Source organism: Zobellia sp. B3R18, from assembly GCF_018860715.1.
GTDB lineage: Bacteria > Bacteroidota > Bacteroidia > Flavobacteriales > Flavobacteriaceae > Zobellia > Zobellia russellii.
In genome coordinates, this window is sequence record NZ_JAHKQG010000014.1 from 497,475 (window position 1) to 511,429 (window position 13,955).

General features: G+C 39.5%; 12 protein-coding genes. 2 read left to right on the plus strand and 10 right to left on the minus strand.

Going from position 1 to position 13,955, the window contains the following annotated elements; genetic code table 11:
- The first annotated feature begins 133 nt into the window (after positions 1 to 133).
- On the plus strand, positions 134 to 3,376 hold the full coding sequence (locus KO513_RS18815; protein ID WP_252735959.1) for a VCBS repeat-containing protein: 3,243 nt from the start codon (positions 134 to 136) through the stop codon (positions 3,374 to 3,376).
- A gap of 32 nt (positions 3,377 to 3,408) precedes the next feature.
- Here the strand turns inward: KO513_RS18815 and KO513_RS18820 are convergent, their stop codons facing one another.
- The 9 genes from KO513_RS18820 to KO513_RS18860 form a co-directional block, all read right to left on the minus strand.
- Positions 3,409 to 4,431, minus strand: coding sequence for a glycoside hydrolase family 43 protein (locus KO513_RS18820; RefSeq protein ID WP_215914712.1), 1,023 nt, complete (start codon positions 4,429 to 4,431; stop codon positions 3,409 to 3,411).
- A gap of 25 nt (positions 4,432 to 4,456) precedes the next feature.
- Complete coding sequence (locus tag KO513_RS18825; protein WP_215914713.1) at positions 4,457 to 5,914, minus strand: MFS transporter; 1,458 nt, start codon at positions 5,912 to 5,914, stop codon at positions 4,457 to 4,459.
- Positions 5,915 to 5,919: 5 nt separating this feature from the next.
- Entirely contained in the window at positions 5,920 to 7,059 is a 1,140-nt protein-coding gene (locus KO513_RS18830) for an endo-1,4-beta-xylanase (protein ID WP_215914714.1), read from the minus strand.
- A gap of 284 nt (positions 7,060 to 7,343) precedes the next feature.
- Positions 7,344 to 7,823 carry a GNAT family N-acetyltransferase gene (locus KO513_RS18835; protein ID WP_215914715.1) on the minus strand — a complete coding sequence of 160 codons (480 nt, stop codon included), beginning with the start codon at positions 7,821 to 7,823 and terminating at the stop codon, positions 7,344 to 7,346.
- 126 nt (positions 7,824 to 7,949) lie between these two features.
- Entirely contained in the window at positions 7,950 to 8,510 is a 561-nt protein-coding gene (locus KO513_RS18840; protein ID WP_215914716.1) for an RNA polymerase sigma factor, read from the minus strand.
- Positions 8,511 to 8,606: 96 nt separating this feature from the next.
- Positions 8,607 to 9,395 carry an SDR family NAD(P)-dependent oxidoreductase gene (locus KO513_RS18845; protein ID WP_215914717.1) on the minus strand — a complete coding sequence of 263 codons (789 nt, stop codon included), beginning with the start codon at positions 9,393 to 9,395 and terminating at the stop codon, positions 8,607 to 8,609.
- 12 nt (positions 9,396 to 9,407) lie between these two features.
- A complete protein-coding gene (locus tag KO513_RS18850) occupies positions 9,408 to 10,295 on the minus strand; it encodes an SMP-30/gluconolactonase/LRE family protein (RefSeq protein WP_215914718.1) in 888 nt (295 codons plus the stop codon).
- A 19-nt stretch (positions 10,296 to 10,314) separates the two neighbouring features.
- Positions 10,315 to 11,475: a mandelate racemase/muconate lactonizing enzyme family protein gene (locus tag KO513_RS18855; RefSeq protein WP_215914719.1), complete on the minus strand. Its 1,161-nt coding sequence runs from the start codon at positions 11,473 to 11,475 to the stop codon at positions 10,315 to 10,317.
- A 44-nt stretch (positions 11,476 to 11,519) separates the two neighbouring features.
- Entirely contained in the window at positions 11,520 to 12,215 is a 696-nt protein-coding gene (locus KO513_RS18860; RefSeq protein WP_038232159.1) for an RraA family protein, read from the minus strand.
- A 140-nt stretch (positions 12,216 to 12,355) separates the two neighbouring features.
- On the opposite strand from KO513_RS18860, the gene KO513_RS18865 reads away from it, so the two are divergent.
- Entirely contained in the window at positions 12,356 to 13,231 is an 876-nt protein-coding gene (locus KO513_RS18865; protein ID WP_215914720.1) for an AraC family transcriptional regulator, read from the plus strand.
- A 57-nt stretch (positions 13,232 to 13,288) separates the two neighbouring features.
- Here KO513_RS18865 and KO513_RS19675 read toward each other — a convergent pair whose 3' ends face one another.
- Positions 13,289 to 13,633: a CPBP family intramembrane glutamic endopeptidase gene (locus KO513_RS19675; RefSeq protein ID WP_371735998.1), complete on the minus strand. Its 345-nt coding sequence runs from the start codon at positions 13,631 to 13,633 to the stop codon at positions 13,289 to 13,291.
- Positions 13,634 to 13,955: the final 322 nt, after the last annotated feature.

Consider the following 13,955-nt stretch of genomic DNA (forward strand, 5'->3'; position numbering starts at 1 on the left):
CAATTCTATTTTAAAAAAGCTGTATCTTAAAAATTTGAACACTTATCCAATGGATTTTAATATGTACGGTAAAACACTGGTATACTCCATTATCCTTCTTTTTTTGGTGAATTGCACCAAAGAGCCTAATAAAATGGAAACAAAATTATTTACGGGTTTGGACCCGGAGCTTAGTGGTTTACACTTTAATAATACCCTTACGGAGAATGATTCCTTAAATTATTTTACATATTCGTACCTGTACATGGGTGGTGGCGTATCTGCTGGGGATATTAATAATGACGGCTTGGTTGATCTTTACTTTACCGGAAACCAAATTTCTAACAAATTATACCTGAACAAGGGTAATCTTCAATTTGAGGATATTACGGAAAAAGCCGGCGTAACAGGTGATAACCGTTGGTATACCGGAGTTACCATGGCCGATGTAAATGCAGATGGATTTCTAGATATCTATTGTTCCGTAGGTGGCAAATTCGGTCCAAAGGACAATGAACTTTACTTGAATAACGGAGATGGCACTTTCACCGAAAAAGCGGCAGAATATGGTCTTAACGATATAGGCAACAGTGTGCAAGCTACTTTTTTTGATTATGATAAAGATGGTGATTTAGACCTTTTCGTGGCCAACTACCCTCCTACTAAATTTGACTCTCCCACTTTTGTTTATTCATATAAGATGAAAAATGTCCAGGACCATGAATCCGGGCACTTGTACCAAAACAACGGACAGACCTTTACCAATGTTACCGAAGCCTCGGGACTTAAAGCGTACGGACTTTCCTTAAGTGCCACCGTAGGCGATCTCAACAATGATACTTGGCCGGACCTTTATGTATCCAATGATTTTAATTCTCCTGATTTCATGTACATTAATAATCAGGACGGTACATTTAAAGAAGTGGTAAAACAAGCTACATCCCATACTGCGTTTTATGGTATGGGAGCCGATATAGCAGATTTTAACGACGATGGAAACCTAGATATTTTCCAGGTAGATATGGACGCCAAATCCAACCGACGAAAAAAGGCCAATATGGCCAGCATGAATCCGCAACTGTTTTGGGACGTGGTAGATGCCGGGTTCCATTACCAGTACATGCACAATTGTATGCAAATGAATTCTGGAGTTTTTGAAGATGGTATTCCTCATTTTTCCAATGTTTCTAGAATTACCGGCACCTCTTCAACCGATTGGAGCTGGGGTCCTCTTTTTGCCGATTTTGATAATGACGGCTATAAAGACCTTTTTGTATCCAACGGTACGCGACGGGAAATCAATAATAATGACTATTTCAACAAACTGAAATCCATCAAAATAAAGAATGATACATTACTGGAACTCAGTCAAAAAATTCCATCTGAGAAAATAGATAATTTCATTTTTAAGAACAACGGAAACTTAGAGTTCAAACGAACCAACAAGGATTGGGGCATTGAGTTTGAGGGTTTTTCCAACGGCGTGGTCTATGCTGATCTTGATAATGATGGAGATTTGGAAATCGTTACCAATAACATAGATGATAAAGCCTCGGTTTTCAGGAACAACGCTTCGGAGAACAATAATTATGTACAAATACAGCTCAAAGGCAATAATACCAATCCATTTGGTCTAGGTGCCCGTGTATATGTAACGGTTGATGGACGGACACAAATGCAAGAATTAACGCTGACCAGAGGATTTCAGTCTTCAGTAGCTCCTATGCTTCATTTTGGATTGGGCAACGCTTCTAAAGTAGACGGATTAAAAGTGGTTTGGCCTAACGGAAAAGTTCAACAACTGCATGCGGTAAAAGCCAACCAAGCACTGACCTTAAATTTTGCGAGTGCTGTTACGAATATGGAGAAAAAGGAATCTCAAACCAAATTATTTACCACGGTTACCAACTCAAAGTTCCCTGAATATCAACATATTGAAAACGAATATGATGATTTTGAGGACCAGGTTCTGCTCCCACATAAAATGTCTTCTTTTGGTCCTACTCTTGCTGTTGGAGACCTTAACAATGATGGTCTAGATGACTACTTCGTAGGGGGTTCTTCCGGAAATCTTGGTAGTATATTTTTACAGACGGATGATGGGTTTGAAAAGCAATCTTCTAACTTTTTACAAAATGATATAATAAGTGAGGATTCCGGTTCTTTAATTTTTGATGCCGATGGGGATGGAGATAATGACCTCTACGTGGTAAGTGGAGGATATGAATTTTCAGAAAACTCTAATGCATTACGAGATAGATTATATCTAAACGACGGCCAAGGCAATTTCCAAAAATCTGATGCCACGGCCCTACCGGATTTAAAAATTAGCGGTTCCCAAGTCTATCAATCCGATTTTAATGGAGATGGCAAACCGGACCTTCTGGTCTTAGGCAGACAGATTCCTAAAAACTACCCTAGCCCTACTTCCAGTTACCTTCTTAAAAACACGAGTACAAATGGCAACGTTAGTTTTGAAGTCTTTGAAGATATACAACCACAAGAATTCCAAAATCTGGGCATGGCCACCAGCGCCTTAATTACAGATTTTAATAATGACAACAGACAGGATATTATGATTGTGGGCGAATGGATGCCCATACGCATGTTCCAAAATACCGAGAACGGTTTTGAGGAAGTTTCTGAGTCTTGGGGGCTCACCAAAGATACTACAGGCTGGTGGTGGAGCATTCAACAAGGCGATTTTGACAAGGATGGCGATATGGATTATGTTTTGGGCAATAATGGTGAAAACTATAAATATAAGGCCACTGAAGAAGAAACGTTTGATATTTTCGTGAGCGATTTTGATAAGGACAACAACCAAGATATTGTACTTAGTTACTATAATGATGGTAAACAGTACCCTGTTCGTGGCCGTGGATGTTCGTCTCAGCAGATTCCTGCTATAAAACAGAAGTTCCAGGATTATGAGAGTTTTGCTGAAGCTACCTTAGAAGACGTTTATACAGAAAAGTCTTTGGAATCCGCACTTCATTATCAAGTAAAATCCTTCGCCAGTATCTATTTAGAAAATAAGGACGGAAAATTTATAGTTCATAAGCTTCCGGTGTTAGCGCAAACCTCTAGCATAAACGAAATATTGGTAGACGATTACAATAAGGATGGAAATCTAGATATTCTTATAGCGGGCAACCTTTATGCCTCGGAAGTTGAGACTCCACGTAACGATGCCAGCCACGGACTCTTCCTAGAAGGTAACGGAAAAGGAGGTTTTACACCTATAACAGCTTCTGAAAGCGGCTTTTTTGTTCCTGGAGATGTGAAGCATATGGCTCCTATTCAAGTAAACTCCCAATCCTACATTCTAGTGGCCAAAAACAATGATTATTTGCAGTTTATAGCACTTAACAAGAAAGAGGGACTACCACAATGATAGTCCCTCTTTTTCTTCATTATAAAATCCAATCAAAATTCTTTATATGGGTCAAAGGTTACGATACTCCCATCTGGATTATAAGTAATCTCCGCAACTTTTACAGACCGTAAATGTGTAACCCCTCGGGAAAGACTAGAGTCATGGTAGAACAGATACCACTTGCCATCTACCTCACAAATGGAATGGTGAGACGTCCAACCCACAACCGGATTCAAGATGCGTCCGGCATAGGTAAAAGGTCCGTATGGATTATCCCCTATAGCGTAACAAATGAAATGGGTATCTCCAGTGGAATATGAGAAATAGTATTTGCCGTTGTATTTGTGTACCCATGATGCTTCAAAGAAACGTCTGTTATTATCCCCTTCTAACAAAAGGTTACCATTGGCATCCAAAATTTGTACTTCTTTTGGCTCCTCGGCAAACTCCAACATATCGTCCGTTAACTTGGCGACGATGGGCAATAAGGCCGTTTCTTGGGGTTCGGGCATTTCATTGGTCTTATCGTAAGCATTTTTACGGTACTTTTGGAGCTGTCCGCCCCAGATTCCACCAAAATACATGTAGTAGCTTCCATCCTCGTCTTCGAATACTGCTGGATCAATGGAATAACTTCCCTTAATAGCTTCGGGTTGGGGCGTAAAAGGTCCTTCTGGAGCATCGCCTACGGCAACACCTATTTTAAAAATTCCATTATAATCCCTAGCTGGAAAGTACAAATAATACTTCCCGTCTTTATGTGCTGCATCCGGCGCCCACATTTGTTTTTCTGCCCACGGCACATCATCAACATGAAGAGCCACCCCGTTATCTACAGCTTCACTATGAATTGCATCCATAGAAATTACATGATAATCTTGCATGGCAAAATGACTCCCTAAGTCATCAAAAGGAATCCCGGATTCTATATCATGAGATGGATAAATGTAAATTTTTCCGTTAAAGACGTGGGCAGAAGGATCTGCGGTGTATATGTGCTTTACTAATGGCTGGGAAATAGCCGTTTCGTTCAACTTATCAAAATCGATATTTTCTATAGATTCTTCTGGCATGAAATCTTGTGTTTTGTTTTAGATATTATTTTTCTCTTCGTTTCTTTAAATCCAATTCTATGCGGGTTTCCATTGTTTTGTTGATTTCATAGAAAAACAACAAACCTATACCTATCAAAAACGGAATGGCCGGATAGATACTAACCAACATTCGGGTGCCTTGCACTGCAGTTTCCGGCTGCACAATGGCCTCTCCGGCTACCACTGCTTCTTTTGAAACATAGTTGTACATACCCAAAATAGCCGTTACCAATGCGCTTCCTATACTTAAACCTCCTTTTAACCCTACCATCATGGCAGAGAAAATTATGGCTGTGGCCCTACGGTTGTTCTTCCATTCGGAGAAATCTGCAACGTCTGCAATCATGGCCCAAAGCAAGGGTATGGTGATACCGTAAAAGAAGCCGTGTAAAATTTGTGAGATAAAAATCAACCCAATAGAAGTAGGTGCAAAAAAGTAAAAGAAAACTATGAACTGTGTTGATAAAAATAGGGCTACCATAAAAACATCCCTTTTACCATAGGTATCTGCGAACCGTTTTGAGAGCGTAATACCCACAATCATAAAAATAATTCCCCCGGCATTAAAAAGGCCAAAACCAGCGGATACCGGATTTTCCCCAAAGAAGTTGACCCCAATCGCGGACAAACCATCAAGAACGGGCTGTATAAATAGGGTAAGGCTTTCTTCGTTTACATAATTTTCAAAATAATACACATAAGAGCCACCTTTCATGGCCAAGGTTATGAATACCAAAGTGGTAAGTACCAACATAATAATCCACGGCCTGTTACCGAACAAGTCACCCAAATCTTCCTTAAGTGTAGATTTCTGTTCCAAAGTAGGAACAATGCGTTCTTTAGTGGTCAAAAAGGTAATAATCAGCATTACGGTTCCTATAATGGCCAACCAGGTCATTACAATTTCAATACCAACGGCTTTATTGCCACCTCCTGCAGATTCGATTATGGGTAACATAAAAACCTGAACAAAAAACTGTGCGAACATAACCGCTACAAAGCGGTAAGCAGACAAACTGTTTCTCTCGCCCATATCACCCGTAATAACCCCACTTAAGGCCGAATAAGGCAGGTTGTTCGCAGCGTACAGTAATAATAGCAACGTATAAGTTACCACGGCATAAATGACCTTGCCCTTATAGGCAAAATCAGGTGTGCTGAACGCCAACAGCGCCACTACTCCTAGCGGAATGGCCGTAAACAAAATCCAAGGTCTAAACTTACCCCATTTGGAAGTGGTACGGTCCGCCAAAGCCCCTATAATAGGATTAAAACCAAAGGCCGCAATAAGACCTACGGTAAGCATAATGGCCGATGCATGGTTGGTTTCCAGGCCATAGATGTCCGTGTAGAAATAGGCCAGGTACGTCATTAAGGTCTGAAAGACCAAATTTGCCGAGAGATCGCCCAGACTGTAGCCTATTTTTTCCTGAACGGATAATTTTTGAGATTCTAAATTCATGGGGATTACTGTTGTTTGATTGATTCGGCTTTAAGTTGAGTTATTGCATGGTATGCTTTTTTTGGTTCGAATTTTCTATCAAAAAGTAAAGGGTAATTGGTTCTATTTTTAATGGGCCAATTATTGAGCCATGAGCTTCTATCGTTCACGCCCCAAAACGTAACCCTATCAATTTTATCGCTGTGCTTCAAGAAGAGTTTAAAAATATCGCGGTAACGCTCCGCCAACTGTACTTCTACAGAATCTGGCAAAGCATCTGGGTACGGGTTCATTTCTTCGCTATTCTCAAAATTCTGACTTATTTCCGCTCCTTCAAGTTCCCAAGGGTTTGGTAGAACGGTTACGTCCAATTCGGTAATAGCCACCTTAATCCCTAATTTGGAATAGGCTATAATACTTTTCTCTACTTCTTCCAACGACGGCTCCGTCAGGCCCCAGTGGCCTTGCATACCCACCCCATTTATCTTGGCTCCGTTTTTCTGAAGTGTTTCTATAAGCTGAATGGCTCCTTCTCTCTTTTTAGGTTTCCACATGTTGTAATCGTTATAATACAGTTCGGCGGTTGGGTCCGCTTTTTCTGCCATTTTAAATGCAAATTCCAAATACCGTTCACCCATAACTTTCAAGAAAACAGATTCCCGTAGGGAACCATCTTCATTTAGGGCTTCGTTTACCACATCCCAAGTATCTATCTTTCCCATGTACCTACTGGCAACCGTAGTTATGTGCTCTTTAATATAATTAGCCATTGTAGCGCTATCCTTAACGGAATTCATCCACTGACCAATTTGGCTATGCCATAATAAGGTATGCCCTACAATGTGCATATTGTTCTTTTTACCAAGGGCCACGTATTGGTCTGCCATTTCAAAATTATAGGTGTCGGGAGATGGGTGAAGTGCTTCCCATTTCATTACATTTTCCGGACTAAGAGAATTGAATTCTTCTTTTAAAACCTTAAGCGCTTTAGTATCGTTTCCGGTAATAATCCGATCGTTAATAGCCGCTCCTATATAAAAATCTTTCTCGTACACTTTTTTGAGACTGGCAACATCGTCTTCGGTTTGAAATTTACTTTCCTTGATTTTTCCAAAACCGAACAAAAACAATAGAATTGCAAAAAATAATACAACGGATTTAAACATATCATTAATTTAAAAAGGTTAAATAAAGAAATTGATAATAACACTAGTCAACTCTCTAGGCTATAGGTTTGATAAAAGTCGGAAAATTACTAGGTTGACCATATTACAAATGAAGCGCGGTGTAGAACATTTGTGGCATTTTACCACATAATGGCGACTACTCTGATGTAATTGGGCATTTGGTTGAAAATGTGAGTGATTAAAAGTCACATTTTTGGGTGTAGAAAATGAGTGGTTTTAATTGAGTTTTTATAAGGTCAGTTGATTGCTAAACAATCCTATTTTTAGCTTTCTTGAGCGTTACCTTTAGTAATTTCTATTCCTTTATAAACATTTGGATTGTGCTTTTCCATATAAAATTCGGGACGAGGCAATTCTGTGAATCCAAATTTCTTATAAAGCCATTCTGCAGTATCTGTTAGTAAAATCCATCGTCTTAATCCTTGTAGATATGGATGTTGCATGATTTCATTTATCAACCACTTACTTAATCCTTTTCCTCTATATTCTTTTAGAACAAATACATCTCCTAAATAGGCAATTGTGGAATAGTCTGAAATTATTCTGGCGTACCCTATTTGTTTGTTTTTATGATACAGTCCAAAATTCAGAGAGTTTTCAATGGATGTTTTTAGCGTATTCATAGGAATTCCGTTACTCCAGTCCGCTTCATTTGCTAGAAATTTATGAATACTAAGAATGTCCAATTTATCCTTATCAGTTGAAATGGTGTATTCCTTTTTATGCGTTTCTACTATTTCCAATCCAGTATTTTTAATTCATATAAAGATATGGATTTACCTAAAAACTACATCTACTTCTATTGTTCCCGTAATTTTATTGAATCTTTTATAGTATCAACATCTAAGAAAACGTAATGAATAGAATGCTTAACGAGAACTCACCAAGCTTCTTTCTACCGCCAAATTCGATTTTATAAACCGCAATGCTAATGTAATCTGGTTCTCGACCGTTTTTGGACTGACCTCCATTTGTTGTGCAATTTCTTTTACCGAAAGACCATCAAACCTGCTCTTCATAAAGGTTTCTCTTCTTCGTAACGGAATTTTTGCAACAACGCCCATAAGGTTATCCATTAGAAAAGTATAATCAACCATATTCATGGTAGAATAATCTAAACTTTCACCGTCTGCTTTAGAGTTCATGTAATTTTTATGAGCGGTTCTTTTTGAAAACATGCTTTTAATTTGATTGAAGCCTATGGTGAAAATGTAAGATTTAAAGGAGCATTCCGGCTTTAAATCAGCTCTCTTTTTCCATATGATAACAAAAATATCTTGCACCAATCCTTCTGCTTCTACATGGGATTTTAAATATCCGAATGCAAAGTGATAGAGTCTATTCCTATACTTTTCATATAGTGCCTCATATGCCTTTATATCACCAGCTTTTAGATTACTTACTAAAACCTGGTCCTTTTCTATTATCATATTTTCTCTCCTTCTTTTGAAATATTTCTACCCACTACCCCACACTATTGTGCGCGTAAGTTTTCTATAAATAGTAATCGAAAAACGGTGTTGTAATTAGGCGTCTTGCATTAGTGCAGACCTTCCCCCGTCCATTAGGTATGTTGTTCCGTTCATGAATTTTCCGTAATCACTGCATAAGAAAGCGCAAAAGGCTCCAACCTCCTCTGGTGTTCCAATCCTTCCACTAGGATGCAAAGCGTTAGTTCTCTTCCGCTCCTCTTCTGGGTCAGGAAAAGAGTCAAACCAAGTTTGTGTTCCCGCAGTCTCTATAAATCCTGGAGCTATACCCACGGCCCTTATTTTTGGTCCCCATTCAATTGCCAAAGATTGTACTAAACCTCTTAATGCCGTTTTAGTGGTGTTATACGGAAAACAGCCCGGCATGGTAGCATAGCCGTGGTTTGAAGTGATAATAACGATGGTTCCACTATCGCTCTTACTTAAATGAGGTTGACACAATTGACTTATTTTCCAATGTGACCTTAAGTTCAAGTTAAGGTTTTTATCAAAATCTGAATCGCTACATTCCTTTGCTCCCTGAAAAGAATTCGCTCCTGCATTGGATATTAAAAAATCGATTTTTCCAAATTTGTCTACGGTACGGTCAACAAAATTCTTTAGGTCGTCATCGTTTGTAACATCGGTTTGGGTATAAAGGGTAGTTGATTCATATTGCTTTCCTTTGTTATGAAACTCTTGCACATCAGTATGAGATTCCTCCCTTCTTCCACAACCTGAGACGACACAGCCGGCTTGGGAAAATATGGCTGCTATTCCAGCTCCTATGCCACTAGTCACTCCTGTAATCAGTACAACCTTATTTTTAAAATCTATGTTCAGCATATCAATTTGTAATTAAGAATTAGGAGCTATTAATTTATTAAAAAAGAAAACCTCCGGGCCGCCAACAGGTAGATCGATAGAAAAAAGGCTTCCGCTTAATGGGTACTCGGATAACTGTTTTTCGGTTAGGCCTTCTTTTGCCGTCGTGATAAAAAGTTTTCGCTGATCTTCTCCTCCAAAAGCACATGATGTTACATGAGGGGCAGGTATTATTATCTTTTGGATAAGCTCACCTGTATTGGGGTTCCATTGAGATACCGAGTTTCCGCCCCACAGCGCGATCCATAACATTCCATCGTTATCAATCGTCATCCCATCGGGAAAACCAAATTCCTCTGGTACATCAATCACTTTTATGGGGTTAGATATATTTCCTGTTTCTACGTCGTATGAATAGGCTACTACTTTTCTTGTTGGAGAATCTATATAGTATATGGTCTTATGGTCCAAACTCCAAGTGACTCCGTTTGATACCGTAATTTTATCAGCCCTTTTCACAAAGCTCCTGTCTGTGTTTATGCTATACAAGGCTCCCGTTGCATTTAAGCCTTCGCGACACATGCTACCTACCCAAAACCTTCCCTTTGGGTCGCACTTACCGTCGTTAAACCTGTTACTGGGTTTATCTTTTTCCAGTTCTAAAACGGGGAAAAATTCACCTGTTTCGGTATCTAGTTCAACTACACCATTTTCTAAGGCTACTAATAATCCCCCAGAAACAATGGGAGCAATAGTACCCACATATTCAGGAAGTTTAAAAGTTTGGTTACTTCCGGTCTTTGGGTCGGTGGCGTGAATTTCTTTGCCATAAATATCTACCCAATAGACTTTTTTCTCTTGGGGATGCCAAAAAACTCCTTCACCTAATGTTGCCGTACTATCTAGAACCGTTTCAACCATATAACTCTACTGTGTTTAGTTAAATATAATACCCTTCCCTATGTTTTCGTATGCCCGGGTGTTTTTCCATTTCACTCTCAACGAGATCAACACCAAGTCCGGGTCTATCTGAAATTATCAATTTACCATTTTTAATATTGAGTGGGTGGCTTATAACTTCGTCCCTCCAAGGTACATCGTTGAAAATAAATTCTTGACGAAAGAAATTGGGAATAGAAGCGCAAACATGAGAACTTGCCAATGTGGATAATGGTCCATTGGGATTATGTGGGGCCACTAAAACATTGTAGGCTTCCGCCATTGTTGCCATCCGTTTCATTTCACTAGGGCCACCGCACCTTGTAATATCAGGCATGATAATATCGGCCACATAGCTCTCCAGAACATCGCGTATGCCATAGCGCGTGTAGTGTCTTTCCCCTACACAAATAGAAACTTTAGGGTCTATGCGTTCTCTAAAAGCCCTGAGGGTCTTTGCACTTTCCGGTCCTGCCGGCTCCTCAAACCAAGCGATGTCCAAGGCAGCCAATCTTTCTGCCATGGCCACGGCAACTTTAAAATTCAGCATGGCATGCGTTTCTATCATCATGTCCATATCCGGACCTATGGCATCACGTACCGCCTTACTAATATTAAAAGCTAAATCTTGTTGTGTTCTGGTAAGGGTAAGCTCCGTACTAAGATCTTCTCCATAAAAATAATTGGTATGTGCAAAGGGGTCAAATTTCAAGCCGCTAAAACCAGCCTCCTTTACAATCTTGGCCTGACGTACATAATCTTCTGTATTGTGGCCGCCTCCCACAAACCAATAATTGGCATATAGTGGAATTTCCGTACGGTACTGACCTCCCAACAGCTCATACATAGGAACTCCCAACACCTTGCCCTTAAGGTCCAAAAGGGCCATATCAATACCACTTATAGCACACATACTGGCGCCATAAGGTCCCACCCAGTTTAAATCACGGTATAATTTTGTCCATATAAAATCGGTTCGCATGGGGTCAAGACCTATAATTCTTTCACCTAGTTCTCGGGTAGCGGCCTCCACAATTTGGCTACCGGGCCAGTTTGTTGCCTCACCCACACCGGTATGGCCGGTATCCGTATAGATTTTTAATAGTGTCCAGTTATATTTTACCCCTTCTACCAGCCAAACTTTTACTTCGGTTATTTTCATTATACAATATTCGAATTAATATTACTCTCTTCTCTTTTTGCAGTTTACATGATACCATAGGTGTTCCATGCATCTACAGCGCTCATCCCATCTTGTACCGCTTTCAACACTTTTCGTTCGCCCCTTGCTTTTTCAAAAGCACGTTCAAAAACTTCCTTCTCATGTGCTTTAGGCACAACACAAACGCCATCTACATCACCTACAACAATATCGCCGGGATTGATCCTCACGCCTTCTATTTCTATGGGCACCCGAAAATCAATTACCCGTCCTCTAGGCCCTTGGTCTTGCGCATAATTTCCATAGGAAAAAATGGGCATATCCAAATCTAGCATTCCATGAGTATCTCTGGAATAGCCATTGACCACGGCACCGGCAGCACCCAGTTTTTGGGCTCTGGTCATCATAATCTCTCCGATTAATGCATAGTGATCAGAGGCTCCCGTACATATGTAGACCTCATCTTTTTTCAGATCATCCAATGCCTCTAGCATTAAGCCGAATGGTTTTTTAAGTATAGGGTTGTTGGTGAAGCTTGGCGTTTCTTCAAAAGTATCGGCTTCAAGCACGGTCATGGCCCTTCCTATTAAAAGCATATCAGATTTAAGCGGCTGTATTCTGGCCGGTAAAAACTGATGGAGCAATTTCATCTTATCCATAGCATCGCCAACTACGGCCGTAAACAATTCTTTTCGGGCCGCTGTGAACAATTCTTCATCCGACATATCCTGTACATTCATATACGCTTATTTTTAGAATAGATTAGAAATCCAAAACTAGTGTACAAGAGCACTCAACACCTCCACACCGTTTACAATAAAATGCACTATATTCACATTTTATTGATAATTTGAATTATAAATTGACAATATAAGCGTCTATGAAAGCCATTTCCCAGAAAATAACGCTACCCTCTAATAAGGCATTTGAAGTTAGAAAAGATGAATTGCCCCATTTTTACAACTCATGGCACTTTCACGATCAAATTGAGCTTACCCTTATTTTAAAGAGTGATGGGATACGGTTTATTGGTGATCATATTGACCAGTTCTCTGTGGGCGATTTGGTATTGATCGGGCCTAATTTGCCACACCTATGGCAGAACGAAGCATCCTATTACCAGAATACCTCGGGTAATCATGCCGCTGCAATAATCATTCATTTTGAACCTGAGCTTTGGGGAAGCAGGTTTTTGACCCTGGAAGGCATAAAAGCGGTAGATGATTTATTAAAAAAAGCGAAGTACGGTATTCGTATAGATGGTTCAGCCCGAACGGAAATCGCGGTAAAAATCGAAAAGCTGACCCATACTGAAGGTTTTGAAAAACTGATGTTGTTCTTTGAGGTATTGAACGATATTGCAACCAATACAGAGCACCAGCTCTTGGCCACTTCGGGTTTTGTTAAATCGTTTAATAAGGGAAATGACGAAAGACTGGATAAAGTTTATGAGTATGTCATGGAACATCTGACCGAAAACATAAGTTTAGACGAAGCGGCAAACCTGCTCAATCTTTCCAAAAGTGCATTCTGTAGATTCTTTAAAAAGAAGACCCGAAAAACATTTTCTCAATTCGTTAAGGAAGCTAGAATAGGCTATGCCTGTAAGCTTTTACAAAGCAATGACCTGTCGACCAGTCAAATCTGTTATGAGTGTGGGTTTGATAGTTTTACTTATTTCAGTCGCTCGTTTAAAAACATCACAGGAAAAACCCCTACCCTTTACAGAAATCAGTACAACTTTGATACAGTTTAGAATGGGGTAAATCTTGTATTTGACCTTTCATTTTACTTCTATCAGTTCGTAATACTACTATCCATTAATTTGATAAAAAATGCAATAAATCATTCCCAGATTAAAAGCTGCATGGCATAGTATTGCGCCTAAAATAGTGCCTGAGCGTTTTCTACATATGTAAAAAAGTATACTGACACAGAACATACTTAAAACCCAGATAATGGTTGGCACCAACAGGAATCTCCATTCTTGATTTACGAATACTAAACCAAAGTGGGAAATGTGGACAAGGGCGAATGCCGAACTATCAATTAAGGATGCCTTTCTATCTCCTAATGAGGTTGCCATACTTGAGTGGACTATTCCTCTAAAAAAAAATTCCTCGCCAATTGGGCTAAACGTCATTCCGGTCAATGCCATAATACTGAATAAAATGAGTTTTCCTTCCCCGTCAATTCCTGCAGGAATATTATAGGATTTCCCAATGTAGTAATACCAATTTTCAAAAGAGTTACCATACAAGCCTACCCCCAAATAATATAAAGAGATACTAAAAACTAGGCCAATTACTTAAGCAATAATTACCCAATTGAAGTTCTCTGGCTTTTTAAGACCTATTTTTCTTCTTCCCTTCTTACTCAAAAACAGAAAAGGCACTATAGCCGAAATAAGCATTATCAATCCTAGCCAACTATAATTAGCAGTTTGATTAGCCTGCAGGACCAATGCGAAACGAGGAATA